Here is an 18488-nt window from a genome sequence, read left to right as displayed (position 1 = left end):
ATTTAGCCTCTTACTGTCCCACATATCTCTCACATATATCTCAAGTAACACTCCATGAAGCCGTCTTGGAAAATATCCCTGCTCCCAGTTTTAATCGCCAGTGCGATCGCTAGTTTATTTCCCTCAGTCGTACATGCAACCACCTCACCCCCATCTACCCCCATTGATCAATCCAATGCGAAAGAGGCGGAAGAACTTTGTGGCAAGCCAACCCTTGATGATCTGTCTCAGCACAAGGTTAAGCAAGGGGAGACTCTTGAAGCGATCGCCAAGCAATACGAACTTAAAACTGCAACCCTGATGGGGCTGAACCCCGAAGTTCGTAACGGTGAAGTCAAGGTTGGTCAAACCCTATCAATTCCGCCTCTAGATGGCTTGACCTATCGTTTCCAAAATGAGGAGAACTACACCACTGTTGCCAAGAAATTTAAGATTCGTGCTGATGTCCTGTTCGAGCGTAATGGCTGTCAACGTAAGCCCAAAGTTGTATTCGTCCCTGGGGCAATCTGGAAGCCCGATCCTGTTCCTTTCAATCCTGCGATCGCTTCTAGAGGCTCAGACAATCCTACAGTCATTATGCAAACAGGAGGCTATCCCCTACCTTACGCTGTGCCTGTTACCTCCAACTATGGCTGGCGTATTAATCCTGTAACAGGTATTTGGTCTTTTCATAGTGGCATTGACCTTGGCGCACCTTTTGGCACTCCCGTACTCGCCGCCAAATCAGGTCGTGTCGAATATGCAGGCTGGGGCGATGGTTATGGCAATCTTATTGAACTCGATCATGGCTCTACAGGCACAAGGTATGCCCACCTAGAAGCCATTTATGTATATCAAGGTCAAAGTGTTGTTCAAGGTCAGCAACTGGGCATTGTCGGTTCAACAGGACGTTCTACTGGGCCCCATCTGCACTTTGAGATCATGGTCTCATCGGGAGATGGTTGGGTAGCTCTTGACCCAGCCCCATATCTCAATCGGATAGCTGCTTCTATGACTAATTTATTTGCGCTTTAAGCAAGCTTTTAAAAAAGAGGGGATGCGCTAAGCGCATCCCCTCTTTTTTCTTTTTTGATTGTAACGGTATGTAACTAAAGTTTTGAGTTAGCGATCGTCCAGAAATGCATTTCGCTAGCATGGTTTGTAATATTTCTTACAACGCTTTGCGTTCAAACTCAACCCAAGTAATGTTGTGAAAGTGATGCTTCGCATCACTTTCACAACATTACTTGGGTGGTTGCTCGATAGCTGCTGTAATTCATTAGTTTGAAAACTTATTAAACATAACTATGACCTTTTCGCCAAGCACCATTGCCTTATTTATTTATGGAGTTATCGCAATTGTTGGTGGCTTCATCGGTTTTGCTAAAAGCCAAAGCAAAGCATCGCTCATCTCAGGCAGTATTAGCGGGCTTGGATTACTTGTCGCAGGAACCGCCGCCGCGCAAAACCAAGAGTGGGGAAAAATAACTGGCATGGCGATCACAGTTTTGCTAGTGATCGTCTTCATCGTGCGTCTGATCAAAACAAAAAAATTTATGCCCGCAGGCTTAATGATCCTTGGAGGTGTCATAACCCTTGGAGTAGCAATACTTTTAGCCTAATTGATCTCGGTTTTCACCTCTAGTGATAACATATGAAATGTTAAGAAGTGTGATGAAGAAAAGCTTGTGGACAACGCAATGCTTCAAAATGTTTTGGTAATCATTGCTTTGACAAAGAAACCCTCCATGTCAGATCAGCCCCAACCTTTTAGTAATTGTCCCTAGGACATAGCTAAAGCAAAGGAATTTCTGCATGGTACGGCATCACATCAATCGTTTTTATTCACATTTTTGATTGGAGAAAAAATTAAATGAGCGTAGTCACGAAGTCCATCGTGAATGCAGATGCTGAAGCACGTTACCTCAGCCCTGGTGAACTAGATCGCATTAAGGGCTTTGTAAGCTCTGGCGAGCGCCGTCTTCGCATTGCCCAAACTTTGACCGAATCCCGCGAGCGCATCGTTAAGCAAGCTGGCGATCAACTTTTCCAAAAGCGTCCTGATGTTGTTTCTCCTGGTGGAAATGCATACGGTGAACAAATGACCGCAACTTGCCTACGTGACCTCGACTACTACCTCCGCCTAGTAACCTACGGAGTTGTATCTGGTGATGTCACCCCTATCGAAGAAATCGGTCTAGTTGGCGTTAAGGAAATGTACAACTCTTTAGGCACTCCTATTCCTGGTGTTGTTGAAGGTGTCCGTGGTCTTAAGAATGCAGCAGCTTCCTTGTTGTCTGGTGAAGATGCAGCCGAAGCTGGTTACTACTTTGACTACGTCATCGGTGCAATGCAGTAAGGCGATTTCCGAACTCTCTTAGATTGTTATCGGATTGTTCTCAAATCGATTGTATTTAAAAACAGAATTTAAGCTATTCAGAATTCTGAATCCGTAATTCAAAAAACTAATTGCAAACCTAAAAGATATACAAAAATGCAAGACGCAATTACTTCCGTCATCAATTCTTCTGACGTTCAAGGCAAGTACCTTGATGCCGCTTCTCTAGAAAAGCTAAAGAGCTACTTTGCAACTGGCGAACTTCGCGTTCGTGCTTCTGCTGCGATCGCTGCTAACTCTGCAACCATCGTTAAAGAAGCCGTTGCTAAGTCCTTGTTGTACTCAGATGTTACCCGTCCCGGCGGCAACATGTACACTACCCGTCGTTATGCTGCATGTATCCGCGACCTCGACTACTACCTACGCTATGCAACCTATGCAATGCTTGCTGGTGATGCTTCGATCCTTGATGAGCGCGTCCTCAATGGCTTGAAAGAAACCTACAACTCCCTTGGAGTACCTGTAGTTTCTACCATTCAAGCTATCCAAGCAATCAAAGAAGTTGCAGCTAGCATCGTTGGTTCTGACGCTGGCAAGGAATTGGGTGTATACCTCGATTACATCAGCTCTGGCTTGAGCTAATTACCGATATAGCGTTAGTTGCTATCTATTTATTAATTCAATTTCTAAATTAATTAATATTTACTAAGGCGGCGGAGGTAGGTTAGCTTGAGCTTCCTATCTCGCCGCCAACGCTTATATCAGTCTAGAAATATTTCTTTGAAATTAACTTCTAATTAATCTTTAAATAACTGGCTCTGAAGGAGATCGCCGCTATGCGGACTTTTAAAATCACTGCTTGTGTACCTAGCCAAACTCGCATTCGTACACAACGAGAGTTGCAAAATACCTATTTCACGAAGTTAGTGTCCTATGACAACTGGTTCGCTGAACAGCAACGCATTATGAAAATGGGTGGCAAGATTGTAAAAGTTGAACTAGCTACAGGCAAGCAAGGCACAAATACTGGCTTACTTTAGTTTTTTTCTTATCCCCAAACAAAAAAGGCTCGCTAAGCGAGCCTTTTTTGTTTGGGGATTTGCTTATGATTGTCATAAGGAATACTTTTATGACTTTTTGTCGAAAATGCTTCTTTGGGTATATCTAGAAAAAATGTTTATCGTGATACAGTTTTTTTAATAACTTTAAAGTATTGTTACGTTATGTTGACACGGTGACTAATATCTACTGTTAAGCAACTTCAATGCCTTAGTTATTGTCATAGTTTAGTGTCATTGGTTGATCCGTAAAAGAGGTACTTATGAGTGACTTACCTATCGAGAAGCAATTTACCCACATGATGTTTTGCCAGCAGATCCAAAACATCGATCTAGATGCAGCTAAGCAACTCCTGACTGAGTTGCACATGCTTTATCTTGGTCAACAAGCTGTTATGGTGAAAATTGCGAAGCAAGAGTTTTTAGGGGGAATGTAATCTGAAAACCCATAAATCATAAAAAGCAGCGCAATGCGCTGCTTTTTATGATTTATGGCTCTAAAATCGTGTCTATCGATGAGAGTAAGTTAGGAAGTATTTGATTTGGTTTGTACTTTTCTAATTGGGTTTGATTACGGATACCACTTAAAACACCAATTACAGGAACATCATAGGTTTGGGCTGCGATAATATCTGCTTCAGTATCCCCAACCATCCATTGTTGCTGAACTTCTGGCAGATTAGCTTGAGCAAGCTTCATTAATTTGGGCTTGTCTTGAGTATCGACAGTTTTTATATAGTCGTCATCAAGGCAAAAAATGCGATCGCTAGCAAAAAAGCGCCTTAAGTTGTATTTGTCCAATACAGGTTCTAGCTCACGACGACGACGCATGGTCATGACCGCAAGATCGACTCCTGACTGTTGAGCTTTTTCTAGTGCGGGTATGGCACTTGCGATGAGCTGATCATGCTCAAAATAGGGATCTGTATGGACAGTAGCCCGACGCAGGTGAGCAAAGGCAATGGATTGTTTCTCGTCGGCAAAGCCTGAGAGCTTAGCAATTTCTTTCTCAGGTACTTGCGATCGCTTTAATTCCCAAAATTCACTCTTGGATAAGGTTGTGACTATCTGATCTGATTTCCGAATCTTATCTAGACAATATAAATAAACTTGGTAATAGCGCTCTGATACGTCCATGATTGGACCGTCGAAATCAGTAAATATGCGTTTTTTCATAGTTTTAAAAATAACTTAAAAGCCAATATAGCTGTCGCCATTCTTGTTAGGACATAAAACCCAAATAGTGTGAGGCGGCGCGAAGCGCCGCCTCACACTATTTGGGTTGTGATTTGTCCTGATACAGGTGGCTATAGCCAATAATTCATAATGCGCGAAGCGCACTATGAATCATTGGCTTTTAAAAGTTAATGGCTAAATTGGGTTCAGAAGCCCAAACCCCATAGTGGTTCAAAATTTTTTTGATTAAAACTTGGAATTGCTCAGGAATGGATTGCGGGTATGTAAGCCACAATCCTCCAATTTGACTACCTAAGTAACTAAATTCAGTACTTTCTTGCCAAAATAATTCAGCATTAATATTTTCGTCAATTTGTTCGAGATGGGATGCTAACTCTCGATACATAGCTAAAGCAATATCGGGACTGTAAACAATCCTGTAGCGATTAAGCTCTAAGTTACCACTAGGCACTTTCTAATTCCTGCTCTAAATCTTTTGCATCTAAAACTCTACCAACCGTATGTGTCCCGATTAGGCAGCAGTTAACTTCATCAATGCATACTTTCCCCCATTGCAAAGCCCAACGTACTAGTGAAACCCGATTGTCGGTCTTAGTTTTAGTTAAAATGTTGCTGATGTGATTATCGACAGTACGCTTGCTAATCGCTAGTTTGACTGCGATATCTTGGTTAGTTAAGCCCGCAGCTACTAATTCAATCACTTGCAATTCTCTTTCAGATAGAGCAATTGATGAGCTAGAAATGACAGTTTGATTTGATTCGGCAGGGTTGGTCATGGTAACGAAAATGATTTGCGCCAATATTTCAGAATTATACTCATTCTGGCGGATAACTAATGAGTATAATTTCTTATTCGAGATTGTGTCAATTAATTAAGTTTTTCCAAAGATTGTCTTAGCTATGCTCATGTATAGGATAAAAATTCGTTTAAGTGGTTATTTTATGGATGTAGTCAATCAAACCCAATAGAGAGTTGCGGCGCAAAGCGCCGCAACTCTCTATTGGGTTTTAGGCTATAGTTCAAGCTAATAAAGATTCTATCCATTTTGGGGGACTAGGAATGGGATTACCTAGTCGATCAAGCACAATCCAAGCAACTAGATGCACAAGTAATTGATATGCGAAATTACTAAAGATAATTGCGGCGATCGCAAAGGTTTGGATGGCAGCAAAATCTGGTTGTTCTAATGATCCAAAAAGTTGTAGTAGCCAATTGAGTAGTCCTGTAACCTGCACAATTGAATAATTCCAAACATTTTCACCTAATAAAATTGATAAAAAAGCAAATTGAAAAGCCGTACCAATTGAGCCAATCATCGTCGCAATGCTCAGTGAACCCGACCAAGGAAAATCCCGTTTCCACAAATAGCCCAATGTGACTCCGACTAAACCATGGGGAACAATATACTGAATGCTGCGGGTTGGCCCCATCAGAATTGCCAAAAGTAGGGCGGTTACAACCATCGCCATCCATGCAGCCCGACTATTCCACCGTAAATAGGCTAAAGCTGTGGGCAAAGGGAATAGCATTCGTAGTAGCGGGCCCAAAGGAAAGTAAAAGTTAATTAAAAACAACATGGCGGTAGTACTTGCCAGAAAGGCAGTTTCTACCATTTCGCGAGGATCGGTATGGGGCAATTTGGTCATAGATTTTCGGACGGAATTTCTTTGGGTGTGGTATCAGGAAAACGCCGACGCAATCCGTATAGCCACACTAAACCAAAAACACCTGCGGCGATCGCGGCAAGACTAATCATCTGGGCAGTGCGAAGCCCACCCACCATCAAACTATCGGTGCGTAAACCCTCAATCCAAAATCGACCGAGACTATAGGCGATCGCATAGATCATCGTGATCGTGCCAGTCCTCAGTTTCGGAAATCGCAAGAAGGCAAAGATTAAAATCGCAAATACACCAAGATTCCACAGGGATTCATAGAGGAATGTGGGATGAAAGTATGCCTCATTTACGAATTCAGGGGGGCGACGATTGATCGGAATCAATAATTTCCAAGGTAAATCCGTGGGACTACCAAAAGCTTCAGAATTAAAAAAGTTGCCCCAACGCCCGATCGCTTGTCCCAAAATTACCGCAGGCATGATGATATCAGCCATCATCCATGTGGAAATTTTTTGACGCTTACAAAATATAGTTGCGGCGATCGCCCCACCGATAATTGCCCCATGAATCGCAATCCCGCCTTCCCAGATCGCAAAGACTTTGTACCATTCCTGAGTCTGAAAGCGAGGCCATTCAAAGAGGACATAGTAAAAACGGGCGCAGGGAATCGCACCAACTACGAGCCAAATCGCCAAATCGCCCACTAGCTCTGGATCGACATTACGTTTTTGGGCAAGAGTTTGCGCCAAAACAGTCCCAAAAATAATTGCCGAGGCAATCAACAGTCCATACCAACGGATCGAAAGTGGTCCAATCTCAAAGGCGATCGGACCCGGAGATGTAAATTCAAAAGCAAGAGGCAACAGATTAAACACTTTTTCCTTTTTCCTTTTTACTTGAACCTTATTCCTGCTTGCTTAAGACGATTCAGCGCCTCGCCCAAGCGATCGCAGTCCGCGATCAAACTGATTCTGACATAGCCTTCACCGCCTTGTCCAAAGGCACTACCAGGAGTAAATACTACACCCGTACTCTCCAGTACTTTAAGAGCAAAGTCGGCGGAAGTCATACCCACAGGTACAGGAATCCAGAGATACATGGTGGCATAGGTTTTCGGAATATTCCAGCCCAGTTCGCCTAAACCTGAGATTAGGAAATCACGCCGCTCTTTGTAGCGATCGCAAACTTCTTCGAGATATTTGTCTGGCAGTTGCAGCGCAGTTTCAGCCGCTACTTGAATTGCGGAGAAGATGCCGTAATCGAGGTTGGTTTTGAGGGTACGTAAACCTTGGATTACATGGCGATTGCCGACTACAAAGCCCACACGCCAGCCCGCCATATTATAGGTTTTGGAAAGGGTATGAAATTCTACACCCACATCTTTGCCGCCTTCGATTTCCAGCAAACTGGTGGGTGTATAGCCATCAAAGGCAAGCTCGGCATAGCAGAGATCGTGAACTAATAAAATCTCGTATTTCTTAGCAAAGGCAACTACTTCTTCAAAAAATTCACGGGGAGCGATCGCCCCTGTGGGATTGGCTGGGTAATTAAAATACATCACCTTGGCGCGTTTTGCCACATCTTCGGGAATCGCATCTAAATCAATTAGCCAGTCCTTTTCTGGACTAAGGATCATTTCATAGATTTCGCCACCAGCTAACATGGGACCTCGAAAATGGGCGGGATAGGCGGGACTTGGCACAAGCACAAGATCACCTGGATCGATATAGGCGATCGCTAAATGTCCTAAACCTTCCTTAGAGCCAATTAATGGTAAAGCTTCACCTTCAGAGTCAAGCTGGACATTGTAACGACGCTTGTACCAATCCGTAATCGCGCGACGAAAACTTGCCGTGCCTTCAAAGGGAGGGTAGCCATGATTTTTGGGGTTTTTCAAAGCAGCGATCGCTGCTTCGACTACTGGAGCAGGAGTAGGTCCATCAGGATTGCCCATGCCCAGATCGATCAAATCGAGACCTTGCTCTTTCGCTCGTAACTTCAACTCATCTAGACGTGCAAAAACATATGGGGGGAGTTTTCCTAGTCGTTGAGCAGGTTTGAGCCAAGTCTTCATTTGTGTTGTGAGAGCGTATAAGGTGAATTTATGGAGTCGTTATAGCGTAGCTACAACAACTCAACTGGTGTTGTTATAGAAATTTGATCTTAATAGAAATTGTCTCGCGATCGCACTTGTGATCAAGAAACTAGCAAGGGGGACAAATTGTTGTTTCTAGTTTTAAGGTTTAACGATAGTAATAAAGCGATGATATTCATTATTTGGATGACAATTTATAGATGTATATCAATCTAAATCCCAGAAAACAAGTGTGGATATAGAATTGAGCCTATCTTGATGATTTGACAATTTGTTAACTTTTATATCAAAAGACTTAACACAAGTTTACAAATTCTTAATACAATTGAATCAACGAGTAAGTATTTATCCTTATCATGTCTGTTGCAGAATTTCCTTGGCTTACCACAATTCTTTTGTTACCCCTTGTAGCAGCTTTTGCAATTCCTTTTATTCCTGACAAATACGGTAATGCCAAGAATGTGCGATCGTATTCGATGGCAGTAGGTTTTATTGAATTGTCATTAATGATCTATGCATTTTGGAGCCAATACAATTTGCATGAAGCATCGTTTCAAATGGCAGAAACATACGCTTGGATTCCTCAGCTTGGCTTGAACTGGTCATTGGCGGTTGACGGCTTATCAATGCCGCTCATTTTATTGACGGGCTTAATCACCACCTTAGCAATTTTTGCCAGTTGGAATGTCAAGCACAAGTCACGCCTCTTCTATTTCTTGATGCTTTGCTTGTATAGCGCTCAGATTGGCGTATTTGCTGCTCAAGATTTATTACTATTCTTTTTTATGTGGGAATTAGAACTGATTCCCGTTTACTTACTGATTTCGATTTGGGGTGGACCAAAGCGTCTTTACGCAGCAACCAAGTTTATTCTCTACACAGCATTGGGTTCGATTTTTATCCTTGTCGCTGGGTTAGCGATGGCTTTTTACGGGGATACCACTACCTTTAATATGGCAGAACTGGGAATGAAGCAGTACCCGATCGCCTTTGAGCTACTTGCCTATGCAGGTTTCTTGATTGCCTTTGGTGTGAAATTGCCAATTTTCCCTTTACATACATGGTTACCAGATGCTCACGGGGAAGCCTCTGCGCCAGTATCGATGGTACTAGCTGGGGTCTTATTGAAAATGGGGGGATATGCCTTAATCCGTTTCAATATTGAAATGTTGCCCAATGCCCATGTTTACTTCGCGCCTTTGTTAGCAGTTCTCGGTGTAGTCGGCATCGTTTATGGTGCAATGGCAGCTTTCGCGCAACAAAATCTCAAACGTCGCTTAGCCTATTCTTCGATTTCACACATGGGCTTTATTCTGGTGGGATTAGCTTCTTTCAATGATTTGGGCGTAAGTGGAGCGGTTTTACAAATGCTATCTCACGGCTTGATTGCGGCAGCTCTATTCTTTTTAGCAGGGGTTACCTACGATCGCACCCATACCTTAATGATGGACGAAATGGGCGGTATCGCGAAAATCATGCCCAAGGCTTTCGCTTTGATGACTGCTTCGGCTATGGCTTCTTTGGCTCTTCCTGGAATGAGTGGATTTGTGAGCGAGTTGAAGATTTTCCTTGGCATTACGACCAGTGATGTCTATGCCTCTAATTTCAAGGTTGTGATGATTGGTTTAGCCGCCGTTGGCGTAATTATCACGCCAATTTATCTACTCTCAACTTTGCGTCAAGTTTTCTACGGTCAGCCTAATCCTGCTTTGCAATTCGATAAATATGTCAGCGATGCTAAACCTCGCGAAGTATTTATTGCCGCTTGCTTACTTGTACCAATTGTGGCGATCGGGCTTTATCCGAAATTAGCAACTCAGACCTATGATGTAAAAACTGTAGCGGTAACTGAACAAGCGCGTGGAGCCTTTAGTTTAGTAGCACAGACTAATCCGCATCTTTATTCGTCAGGTTTGCTTGCTCCAAATCTATTTCACCCCAAGCCTCAAACTCTTTTGGGAATAGTTGAGTAGTCAAGAAGAAATTCTGTACAGAAAAAAAGAGCGCTAAGCGCTCTTTTTTTTAACTATGCCATCATCATCACCACATTTCGCTGAATATTGGTGTTTAAGTCTTCCAGCGCAAAAGTGCGATCGCGATCGGCTATCTCTGCATAATATTTATAACCAAGCTCCTGCAATAGTTTCTTAAGTTGATCTCCCGTGGCTCCTGCGGCTCTAAGACTGGTGGGATGGACTTCAATGATCAGAGTTGGTTTTAAAGCCGTAATCATTTTCCTAGCCCCTGAGAGAAAAGCACATTCACTACCTTCCACATCCAGTTTTAGTACAACTTTGCCAGTAAAATTTTGCCAATCGACCAATTCATCAAACCGTTTGAGTGGAACTGTGAAGGTTTTGTATTGATGGGTTGCGGAATGTTCTGGAAATATACCTGCTGAGCCAGAAGTGCCAATGGGTACTAATAGCTCTATTTCACCGTCAGTATCACCAACGGCTAGATTATAAATCTGGAATTTGCAGAGCGCATTGGCAGTTAGAGATTTTCCTAAAGCCTTGGCTAAACGAGGTTGTGGCTCCACCGCGAGGACAAAACCTTTTTCGCCAACCATCTTACTTGCCACGATCGCAAAGCTCCCATGATTTGCGCCAACATCTAGGAAAGTATCACCCTCAGACAGTAATCCTGATAAAACTCGCGTGTCGGTTTCTTCACTAGCTAGTTCATTGACAACTTGAAAAAGTCGCATATCTGTGGGATTGAGAAATACTTGATAGCCTGATAGTTTTAGCTCTAGGTATTGATCGGGTGAAAGCCTATAGAAAATATTGGATAGAAATCTAAATAACTCTCGTCCACCGAGGAGATAGCTCTTGCCAGTGAGACTAAAATACAATTTGCAGTACCAACCAAAGAGGCGATACAGAAATGGTAATTGCTTCCTCAGATTTGGATTGAGTATCCATCCTAAAACTGAGCGATCGTATAGCCAATCATCGGGTTGAGTTCGGCTGCGATCTGGGTTTTCCGTGGGAGAATTCGTAACCATAAAAATTGTGTTAGTTTCGCAGACAAATCACCTATGAGTTTACGTTACATTACGATAAAGAAAGTGCGATCTCTTGACATTTTCATTTAAAATCTCTGTAGAGATACCCTGCCCCGAGCGCATGATAGATAAGAAAAAAGTACTGCTGCTGTCTGCTAATCCTGCGAATACTGATCGCTTGCGGGTTGAGGCGGAATTTCGGGAAATTGAGGAATGTTGTCAGAAATCGAGTTTGCGCGATCGCTTTGTGATCGTTACTAAAGGCGCAGTCCGAATTGATGACTTGCAGCCAATTTTGCTGCAAGAAGTGCCGCGTGTGGTGCATTTCTCAGGACATGGGGCGGCGGAAAATGGTTTGGTTTTAGAACATGATGATGGTAGTTGGCAACTCGCACCCACTGAGGCTCTAGCAGATTTGTTTCGGATTCTCCAAAATGGCATCGACTGCGTGGTGCTGAATGCTTGTTTCTCACAGGTGCAAGCAGAAGCGATCGCCCGTTATGTGCCGTATGTGTTGGGTATGAATCAGGCGATCGGTGATGTGGCGGCGATCGAGTTTGCTAAAGGATTTTATGGGGCATTGTTTGAAGGGAAATCGGTTAAAGATGCCTTTGAGTTGGGTAAAAATCTGATTGCGCTCAAAAATATTCCTGAAGCGCAAACGCCAGTGCTGTTGGAACGCCGTTATGAAAGTCAGGTTTTACCGAAGGTAAATATCGCGATCGAAGAACCTGAAGGCGCGGTGCGGATTGGTTCCGAGTTTTATATTCCGCGATCGCCTCAACAGGAACAATGCTTTAAAGCGATCGCCATGCCCCATGCCTTGCTGCGTTTAAAATCTCCTGACCGCATGGGTAAGTCTTCGCTATTGGTGCGAGTCTTAGAAGAAGCGCGGCGGCTGGATAATCGCACCACATGGCTAGATTTACAAAAGTGCGATCGCAAGTTCTTTGAAAATATGGATCGCTTCTTGCAGTGGTTTTGTGCGGTGATTGGGCGGGATTTGGGAGTGAAGGCTAAACCTAATGATGATTGGGATGAAATGTTTGGCGCAAACAGCAACTGCGAGGAATTTTTTGAAAGATATTTGTTAAATGACGACGATCGCCCGTTGGTGATTGCCATTGAAAATCTGGATCGCATATTTCTTCATGAAGCGATCGAGGTGGATTTTTGCGGTTTATTGCGCGGTTGGCATGAGCAGGGCAAGCATGACAAAAGATGGGGTAAGTTGCGGCTAGTGCTTGCCTATTCGATGGAATCTTTTACGACTAAGGATATTAATCAATCACCTTTTAATGTAGGTACGCCCATTGATTTGGATGAATTCACCATTGCTCAAGTGCAGGAACTTGCCGCATTGCATGGATTCTCACCTACACAAATCGAACCAATATCAGAATTAATTGGTGGACATCCCTATCTAGTACGACTAGCTTTCTATAATTTAGCTAGTGGCGCAAATTCTCTTGAGCAAATCATCCAAGCTGCGGCGACGGAAGTGGGACTTTTTGGCAAACATCTCACTACACGTTTAGCCAAGGTCGAAAAAGATGCTCATCTTACGGAAGTTTTGCGATCGCTGGTTAATTCACCGCAACCAATCCGTTTTGATCTAGCGACTACGGCAAAATTAGATGGAATGGGTTTAATATTACGCACAGAGACTGGTGTAAAGATCCGCAATGAGCTATATCGGCGCTATTTCCAAAACCGTTTAGGAGTGTAACCAATGCCTAAAACTTTACAAGCATCAGAAATTGATCTGGCAAAGCTAGAGGAACTTTTTGCGATCGCCCAGTCACGGGATGCAGAATTTTTTGATGAATGGCGCGATGACTTACCTAAACTTACTGAAAACGAACAGTTAAGCCTTGACGATCTCAAAGCAGATTATCTACACCTGTCGAAACATTCTCTATTGGAACCGCTTGTAAAAATGGTGGTGCTATCGCCGATTTTGAAACTAGCAGGTTTCTATCGCGATCCTTTCTATCTCAAAGCCGAACAGGTAGTGAATATTCTCTCCCAAGATCAAGATATTCTTGTTCAAGGAAGAATTGATGTTTTAGTATTTAATCCGCCTTTTTGGGTGGTCGTAATCGAAGCTAAGAGAGCGGCTTATTCTGTAGAAGTTGGCATTCCTCAAGCCTTGACTTACATGATGGCAAATCCCCATCCTGATCGCCCTGTTTTTGGACTGGTCACGAATGGCAGTGAGTTTATCTTTCTAAAACTTCAGCTTCAAGACAGCCTAAAATATGCTGAGTCAGAACTATTCTCAATCAAGCGTGGCAATGATTTATACACAGTTGTCAGTATTTTGAAACATCTTGCTCAATTAGCCATATGAAAACTCCCAAACCTCAATCTTAATCAGGAGAACATGATGAACAGTGCCACTATCGAAACCATTGAGCTAAAAAGACACCATTTTAATGTTCAGCAATACCACCAAATGTATGAGGCAGGGATCTTCTCAGAGAGCGATCGCCTTGAATTAATTTATGGAGAGCTAGTAACTATGTCCCCAATTAATCGCCGTCATGCTGCTTGTGTGAATCGGCTGACTTATTTACTCAGTCGGATCATGGGCAACCGTGCGATCGTTGCTGTCCAAAATCCTATTCGCCTATCCGATGACTCAGAGCCGCAGCCTGATGTCGCGATTCTTAAATGGCAAGATGATTTTTATATTTCTGGACATCCCACCGCATCGGATATCCATTGGCTAATTGAAGTTTCCGATACGACTATTGGAATTGATCGCCGCGTTAAAGTGCCACTCTATACTGAGTCTGGAATTGCGGAAACATGGCTAGTGAATCTCAATGAAGATTGCCTTGAAGTTTACAGAGGGAGCAAGGAGTTGATTTTGCAAAGGGGAGATCGCATTGCCTCCCTTGCTTTTCCCGATGTAGTATTTGCAGTAACCGATATCTTGGGATAAAAACTATGGTAATTTCATCACCTGCGATTAAATCAGTCAACCCAATCGAATATCCCTCTGGTGATGGTGAGCCTGTGGCGGAAACTTATGACCATTTTTATGCGATCGCCGTACTTTTAGAAATGCTACGGCAATATTTAACAGGCAGACAAGCGACGGTTTTGGGCAATCAGTTTCTCTACTATGCCCAAGGATTGCCCAGAATGCGTGTGGCTCCCGATGTGATGGTGATTTTTGATGTGGCGGCTGGCGGTCGCGACAATTATAAAATTTGGGAAGAGGGACAAGTGCCTGCGGTGGTTTTTGAAATTACCTCCAAAAGTACGCAGATTACTGATATTGGCTTTAAGCGAGATCTCTATGCTCAGATGGGTGTGCAGGAATATTGGCTATTTGACCCGAAAAATGAATGGTTAGAGCAGCAACTACAAGGTTATCGCCTCAAGGGTGAAGAATATGAGCCGATTATCGACGGACAGAGTTTAGTCCTAGGTTTGCAGCTATCGATTGAGGACAAAAAAATTGCCTTGCATCGTCTGGACAACGGCGAAAAGTTGCCTTTCCCTTCTGAGCTTGCCGAACAAGTGGCTCAAGAGCGTCAAGCTAAACAGGAACTTGAGGTATTATTGCAGCGCTACCGAGATCGCTATGGAGATCTTGAATAACTAACTAAAATTATGAGTCAAATTACCGTTCAAACTCAACTTCCCTTTGAGCAGCTTATTCAAACTGTAGAGCAGCTAGATGCGTCTGAGCTAGAACAATTGATTGCCCAAGCCATCCGAGTTCAGAATAAGCGCAAAATTCTTAGTTTGCCAAAGGATCAATCTCTGCTATTGCAACAAATTACTCAATGTATTCCCAATGATTTACAAGAACGCTATAACTTTCTCATTAGTAAACGTCAAGATAACTCTCTTACAGATGAAGAATATCAAGAGTTAATCAACTTAGGAGAACATATTGAGGCGATCGATGTTAAAAGATTAGAAAATTTAACCGAACTTGCGAAAATCCGACAAACGTCTTTAAATTCTGTGATCGAAGAATTCCAACTACAGCCACGAGCCTCATGACCACCAAACCAATTAGCGCCAAACTTAGGCAAATAGTTTCGGAAAGAGCAAAAGGTTGTTGTGAATATTGTCTTAGCCAAGAGACTTACTCTACACAGAGGCTTTCGGTTGAGCATATTATTCCGATTTGGAAAAATGGTGAAACTACGGTTGATAATCTTGCTCTCGCTTGTCAAGGATGCAACAATTACAAACACACTAAAACTCAAGCAATCGATCCTATAACTTCACAAGTAACGGATCTTTATCATCCTAGACAACAGCAATGGAAAGATCACTTTACTTGGAATGATGACTACAGCGAAATCATTGGTTTAACGCCCACAGGACGAGTAACTGTGGAACTGCTTAAACTCAATCGCGAAGGAGTTGTCAATCTTCGCCGTATTCTATATGCAACAGGAAATCACCCGCCGTTATGACTAGTTCAAGCTCTTTTAATTATCAAGTTGGTGGTAGTCTTCCTGCTGATGCGCCTAGCTATGTCGAGCGCCAATGCGATCGCGACTATTACGAGTTGCTCAAGGAGCGGAAATATTGCTATGTGTTTAACTGTCGGCAGATGGGGAAATCGAGTTTGCGGGTGCGGGTGACGCATAAGTTGCAAGCGGAGGGGGTTGTGTGCGCGACGATTGATCCGCAGAAAATCGGGGTGGAGGTGACCTGTGAACAGTGGTATGCCAGCGCGATTCGGAGTTTGGTGGGGGATTTGGATTTAAAAAGTAAGTTTGATTTGCGGAGTTGGATTAGGGAACGGGAATTGCTGTCGCCTGTGCAGCGCTTTGCAGAGTTTATTGAGACGGTAGTGTTGCAAGAGATTGACGCGCCGATTGTGATTTTTGTCGAAGAAATTGATCGCCTCTTGAGTCTCAAGTTTGGGATGGATGATTTCTTTGGTTTGGTAAGGTCATTTTTTGAAGATCGTCCTACTAAGCCTGACTATAATCGACTCACTTTTTCGTTTTTGGGTGTGGCGACACCGACGGATTTGATTCAGAGTCATAATGCCTCGGCTTTTAATATTGGTTATGCAGTCGAGATGGCTGGGTTTACTATGTCTGAGGCATTGCCTTTGATGCAGGCTTTAGCAAATAAGGTGACAAATCCTCAGGACTATCTAAAAGAGGCTGTTAAGTGGACAGGTGGACAACCTTTTCTGATTCAGCGATTGCTGGGAATGATGGAGAAGGAATTAGATAGAGTTACTCCACCTGAGAAGATTGTGGACTGGGTTGAGAATTTAGTACAGGAGCGCATTGTCACGAATTGGGAATCACAGGATACTCCGCCACATTTGACGACGATTAGGGATCGCGTGCTGAGTGTGGAGGAGAAGTTGCGGGGACGAATGTTGGGTTGCTATCAGCAGGTATTGGCAAATGGGGAGTTAGAGGATGATCGCAGTGAGGAGCGATCAAAGTTACGGTTGACGGGATTAGTGGTGCGAAGGGATGGGCGGTTGATTTCCTATAATCCGATCTATAAGTTAGTGTTTAGCTACGATTGGGCAAAGAAACAGTTAGCAGATTTACGTCCTCCACTCTATGCTGAGGCTTTTCGTGCATGGCAGGAATCTGAATTTAATGAAACTTTTCTATTGCAGGGGCAAGCCTTACAAGATGCAAAAATTTGGTCAAAATCAAAATATCTCAGTGATAAAGATCAGCAGTTTTTGCAGGAAAGCCAAGATCGAGAAACTAATCTTAAGCTGGAAGTCGAGCGTCAAGCTAGAGAACGAGCAGAACAAGCCCGTGAAATCGAGCAGCAGAAAAGAGAGTTTAGCGAGCAAGAACGTAAAATCGAAATACAAAAACAAAAAGCTGAATCTCTTCTGTTAGCTCAACGTCAGAGAGCAGAGGTTGCTGAACAAGCACAAGAAATCGAACGCCAAAAACGAGCGGTTACGGAAGAGTCAAACCAATTGTTGAAAAAAGCAACTAAAAGAGTCAAAATTGGTTCTTTGATACTAGCTGTAGGACTTTTAGGAGCTGCAATCGCTTTAGTATGGAGTACTCAAAAAGTTAAAGAGTCAGATGGAGATATTCACGTCGCTCAAGTCAGGCTAAAAAGCTCTGAAGCCAGCTCTAATTTTCAGATTGATCGGAAGTTTAACTCCCTGCTTCAAGCATTAAGTGCAGGTCGAAGAGTCAAGGCATTCAATCTATCTTCTATCCAAATAAAAGATAATACCGATATGTACGTTTTATCAAGTTTGTCTCAGGCAATTTATGGTATCAATGAATTAAATCAACTTAATCATAAGGAATTAGTTCATAGCGTAGCCGTTAGTCCCGATGGCAGGACAATTGTCACTGGTAGTAGTGATAAAACTGCTAAATTATGGAATCTAGAAGGGAAATTACTGCAAACCTTAAATGGACATACAGATAAAGTCTGGAGCGTAGCTTTTAGTCCCGATGGCAAGATGATTGCTACGGGTAGTAGAGACAAAACAGCTAAACTATGGAACCTAGAAGGGAAAGAACTACAAACCCTAAAAGGGCATAAAAATTCAGTCTGGAGCGTAGCTTTTAGTCCCGCTGGTGAGACAATTGCTACAGGTAGTGGTGATAACACAGCTAAACTATGGAATCTAGAAGGCAAATTACTGCGAACAATAACAGGGCATACAGATAATGTGCAAAGCTTAGCTTTTAGTCGTGATGGCAAGATAATGGCTACGGGCAGCAGCGATAAAACCGTAAAATTATGGAATCCGAAAAATGGGAATAAATTGCAAACACTTCAAGGACATACAAATGGGGTCAATAGCGTAGCTTTTAGTCGCGACGGTAAGATGATAGCCACAGGGAGTAGCGATAAAACCGTAAAATTGTGGGATCTAAGAGGCAAATATCTAAAAGAGTTCAAAGGACATACAGGGGTAATTTTTGGTGTATCCTTTAGTCACGATAGTAAGATGCTTGCAACAGCCAGTGACGATCGCACAACGAAATTATGGAATCTGAAAGACAGACAGGAAGTACAAACCTTCGGCAATAGTAATATCGTTAATAGCGTAGCTTTTAGTCGCGATGCTTAGTACAGGACAAAAAGTTGCAAAAGTAGACAGGAAGGGGTTTTATAAAAGATAACCACATCACAAATAAAACCCCTATGAAAGAGATTAGCGTATTTTGCGAAAAGTTACATGAACATCTGCAA

General features: G+C 42.9%; 21 protein-coding genes. 14 read left to right on the top strand and 7 right to left on the bottom strand.

Features of this window, described 5'->3' with window-relative positions; translation table 11 throughout:
- Positions 1-54 precede the first annotated feature (54 nt).
- The 6 genes from VB775_RS17415 (at position 55) to VB775_RS17390 (ending at position 3812) form a co-directional block, all read left to right on the top strand.
- The gene (locus VB775_RS17415; RefSeq protein ID WP_281006015.1) at positions 55-1014 is read left to right on the top strand and encodes a peptidoglycan DD-metalloendopeptidase family protein; all 960 of its coding nucleotides are present in this window, start codon (positions 55-57) and stop codon (positions 1012-1014) included.
- 272 nt (positions 1015-1286) lie between these two features.
- A complete protein-coding gene (locus tag VB775_RS17410) occupies positions 1287-1601 on the top strand; it encodes a TMEM14 family protein (protein WP_281006016.1) in 315 nt (104 codons plus the stop codon).
- Positions 1602-1852: 251 nt separating this feature from the next.
- Positions 1853-2338, top strand: a complete 486-nt coding sequence (gene apcA, locus VB775_RS17405) for an allophycocyanin subunit alpha (protein WP_094536173.1) — start codon at positions 1853-1855, stop codon at positions 2336-2338.
- A gap of 135 nt (positions 2339-2473) precedes the next feature.
- Positions 2474-2959 carry an allophycocyanin subunit beta gene (apcB, locus tag VB775_RS17400; protein WP_094536172.1) on the top strand — a complete coding sequence of 162 codons (486 nt, stop codon included), beginning with the start codon at positions 2474-2476 and terminating at the stop codon, positions 2957-2959.
- A 194-nt stretch (positions 2960-3153) separates the two neighbouring features.
- The gene (locus tag VB775_RS17395) at positions 3154-3357 is read left to right on the top strand and encodes a phycobilisome linker polypeptide (protein WP_094536171.1); all 204 of its coding nucleotides are present in this window, start codon (positions 3154-3156) and stop codon (positions 3355-3357) included.
- 281 nt (positions 3358-3638) lie between these two features.
- On the top strand, positions 3639-3812 hold the full coding sequence (locus tag VB775_RS17390; protein ID WP_176453353.1) for a hypothetical protein: 174 nt from the start codon (positions 3639-3641) through the stop codon (positions 3810-3812).
- A 52-nt stretch (positions 3813-3864) separates the two neighbouring features.
- On the opposite strand, the gene VB775_RS17385 is transcribed toward VB775_RS17390, so the two are convergent.
- The 6 genes from VB775_RS17385 to VB775_RS17360 all read right to left on the bottom strand — a co-directional run bounded on the left by VB775_RS17385 (position 3865) and on the right by VB775_RS17360 (position 8266).
- On the bottom strand, positions 3865-4551 hold the full coding sequence (locus tag VB775_RS17385) for an HAD family hydrolase (RefSeq protein ID WP_281006017.1): 687 nt from the start codon (positions 4549-4551) through the stop codon (positions 3865-3867).
- 181 nt (positions 4552-4732) lie between these two features.
- On the bottom strand, positions 4733-5023 hold the full coding sequence (locus VB775_RS17380; RefSeq protein ID WP_281006018.1) for a hypothetical protein: 291 nt from the start codon (positions 5021-5023) through the stop codon (positions 4733-4735).
- Positions 5016-5348 (bottom strand): helix-turn-helix domain-containing protein, encoded by a 333-nt coding sequence (locus tag VB775_RS17375; RefSeq protein WP_281006019.1) that lies wholly within the window; start codon positions 5346-5348, stop codon positions 5016-5018. The genes VB775_RS17380 and VB775_RS17375 overlap by 8 nt, the downstream gene beginning before the upstream one ends.
- A 244-nt stretch (positions 5349-5592) precedes the next feature.
- On the bottom strand, positions 5593-6219 hold the full coding sequence (locus VB775_RS17370; RefSeq protein ID WP_094536167.1) for a DUF2232 domain-containing protein: 627 nt from the start codon (positions 6217-6219) through the stop codon (positions 5593-5595).
- Complete coding sequence (gene lgt / locus VB775_RS17365; protein ID WP_281006020.1) at positions 6216-7067, bottom strand: prolipoprotein diacylglyceryl transferase; 852 nt, start codon at positions 7065-7067, stop codon at positions 6216-6218. The genes VB775_RS17370 and lgt overlap by 4 nt, the downstream gene beginning before the upstream one ends.
- 17 nt (positions 7068-7084) lie before the next feature.
- Positions 7085-8266 (bottom strand): aspartate aminotransferase, encoded by a 1182-nt coding sequence (locus tag VB775_RS17360; RefSeq protein WP_281006021.1) that lies wholly within the window; start codon positions 8264-8266, stop codon positions 7085-7087.
- A gap of 377 nt (positions 8267-8643) precedes the next feature.
- On the opposite strand from VB775_RS17360, the gene VB775_RS17355 reads away from it, so the two are divergent.
- Positions 8644-10260, top strand: coding sequence for an NAD(P)H-quinone oxidoreductase subunit 4 (locus VB775_RS17355; protein WP_281006022.1), 1617 nt, complete (start codon positions 8644-8646; stop codon positions 10258-10260).
- 53 nt (positions 10261-10313) lie between these two features.
- Here VB775_RS17355 and VB775_RS17350 read toward each other — a convergent pair whose 3' ends face one another.
- Positions 10314-11297 (bottom strand): FkbM family methyltransferase, encoded by a 984-nt coding sequence (locus VB775_RS17350; RefSeq protein WP_281006023.1) that lies wholly within the window; start codon positions 11295-11297, stop codon positions 10314-10316.
- 121 nt (positions 11298-11418) lie between these two features.
- On the opposite strand from VB775_RS17350, the gene VB775_RS17345 reads away from it, so the two are divergent.
- From VB775_RS17345 to VB775_RS17315, 7 genes are read left to right on the top strand one after another with little or no spacing between them, the layout of a single operon-like run.
- Positions 11419-13026, top strand: a complete 1608-nt coding sequence (locus VB775_RS17345) for an AAA-like domain-containing protein (protein ID WP_281006024.1) — start codon at positions 11419-11421, stop codon at positions 13024-13026.
- A 3-nt stretch (positions 13027-13029) separates the two neighbouring features.
- Positions 13030-13650: a restriction endonuclease subunit R gene (locus tag VB775_RS17340; RefSeq protein WP_281006025.1), complete on the top strand. Its 621-nt coding sequence runs from the start codon at positions 13030-13032 to the stop codon at positions 13648-13650.
- Between the two features lie 36 nt (positions 13651-13686).
- Positions 13687-14247: a Uma2 family endonuclease gene (locus VB775_RS17335; RefSeq protein WP_281006027.1), complete on the top strand. Its 561-nt coding sequence runs from the start codon at positions 13687-13689 to the stop codon at positions 14245-14247.
- Positions 14248-14252: 5 nt separating this feature from the next.
- Entirely contained in the window at positions 14253-14912 is a 660-nt protein-coding gene (locus VB775_RS17330) for a Uma2 family endonuclease (RefSeq protein ID WP_281006028.1), read from the top strand.
- A gap of 12 nt (positions 14913-14924) precedes the next feature.
- Positions 14925-15323 (top strand): hypothetical protein, encoded by a 399-nt coding sequence (locus VB775_RS17325; RefSeq protein WP_281006029.1) that lies wholly within the window; start codon positions 14925-14927, stop codon positions 15321-15323.
- Entirely contained in the window at positions 15320-15745 is a 426-nt protein-coding gene (locus VB775_RS17320; RefSeq protein WP_281006030.1) for an HNH endonuclease, read from the top strand. Before VB775_RS17325 ends, VB775_RS17320 begins: the two co-directional genes overlap by 4 nt.
- Positions 15742-18366 carry an AAA-like domain-containing protein gene (locus VB775_RS17315; RefSeq protein WP_281006031.1) on the top strand — a complete coding sequence of 875 codons (2625 nt, stop codon included), beginning with the start codon at positions 15742-15744 and terminating at the stop codon, positions 18364-18366. Before VB775_RS17320 ends, VB775_RS17315 begins: the two co-directional genes overlap by 4 nt.
- Positions 18367-18488: the final 122 nt, after the last annotated feature.

It is taken from the genome of Pseudanabaena sp. CCNP1317, from assembly GCF_034931345.1.
GTDB lineage: Bacteria > Cyanobacteriota > Cyanobacteriia > Pseudanabaenales > Pseudanabaenaceae > Pseudanabaena > Pseudanabaena galeata.
This window is presented reverse-complemented; position numbering and strand designations above follow the sequence as displayed.

Excerpts from the sequence above, each read along its gene's own strand:
- VB775_RS17415 (WP_281006015.1), top strand. The coding sequence starts at position 55 with ATGAAGCCGTCTTGGAAAATATCCCTGCTCCCAGTTTTAATCGCCAGT.
- VB775_RS17410 (WP_281006016.1), top strand. The coding sequence starts at position 1,287 with ATGACCTTTTCGCCAAGCACCATTGCCTTATTTATTTATGGAGTTATC.
- apcA (WP_094536173.1), top strand. The coding sequence starts at position 1,853 with ATGAGCGTAGTCACGAAGTCCATCGTGAATGCAGATGCTGAAGCACGT.
- apcB (WP_094536172.1), top strand. The coding sequence starts at position 2,474 with ATGCAAGACGCAATTACTTCCGTCATCAATTCTTCTGACGTTCAAGGC.
- VB775_RS17395 (WP_094536171.1), top strand. The coding sequence starts at position 3,154 with ATGCGGACTTTTAAAATCACTGCTTGTGTACCTAGCCAAACTCGCATT.
- VB775_RS17390 (WP_176453353.1), top strand. The coding sequence starts at position 3,639 with ATGAGTGACTTACCTATCGAGAAGCAATTTACCCACATGATGTTTTGC.
- VB775_RS17385 (WP_281006017.1), bottom strand. The coding sequence starts at position 4,551 with ATGAAAAAACGCATATTTACTGATTTCGACGGTCCAATCATGGACGTA.
- VB775_RS17375 (WP_281006019.1), bottom strand. The coding sequence starts at position 5,348 with ATGACCAACCCTGCCGAATCAAATCAAACTGTCATTTCTAGCTCATCA.
- VB775_RS17370 (WP_094536167.1), bottom strand. The coding sequence starts at position 6,219 with ATGACCAAATTGCCCCATACCGATCCTCGCGAAATGGTAGAAACTGCC.
- VB775_RS17360 (WP_281006021.1), bottom strand. The coding sequence starts at position 8,266 with ATGAAGACTTGGCTCAAACCTGCTCAACGACTAGGAAAACTCCCCCCA.
- VB775_RS17355 (WP_281006022.1), top strand. The coding sequence starts at position 8,644 with ATGTCTGTTGCAGAATTTCCTTGGCTTACCACAATTCTTTTGTTACCC.
- VB775_RS17350 (WP_281006023.1), bottom strand. The coding sequence starts at position 11,297 with ATGGTTACGAATTCTCCCACGGAAAACCCAGATCGCAGCCGAACTCAA.
- VB775_RS17345 (WP_281006024.1), top strand. The coding sequence starts at position 11,419 with ATGATAGATAAGAAAAAAGTACTGCTGCTGTCTGCTAATCCTGCGAAT.
- VB775_RS17340 (WP_281006025.1), top strand. The coding sequence starts at position 13,030 with ATGCCTAAAACTTTACAAGCATCAGAAATTGATCTGGCAAAGCTAGAG.
- VB775_RS17335 (WP_281006027.1), top strand. The coding sequence starts at position 13,687 with ATGAACAGTGCCACTATCGAAACCATTGAGCTAAAAAGACACCATTTT.
- VB775_RS17330 (WP_281006028.1), top strand. The coding sequence starts at position 14,253 with ATGGTAATTTCATCACCTGCGATTAAATCAGTCAACCCAATCGAATAT.
- VB775_RS17325 (WP_281006029.1), top strand. The coding sequence starts at position 14,925 with ATGAGTCAAATTACCGTTCAAACTCAACTTCCCTTTGAGCAGCTTATT.
- VB775_RS17320 (WP_281006030.1), top strand. The coding sequence starts at position 15,320 with ATGACCACCAAACCAATTAGCGCCAAACTTAGGCAAATAGTTTCGGAA.
- VB775_RS17315 (WP_281006031.1), top strand. The coding sequence starts at position 15,742 with ATGACTAGTTCAAGCTCTTTTAATTATCAAGTTGGTGGTAGTCTTCCT.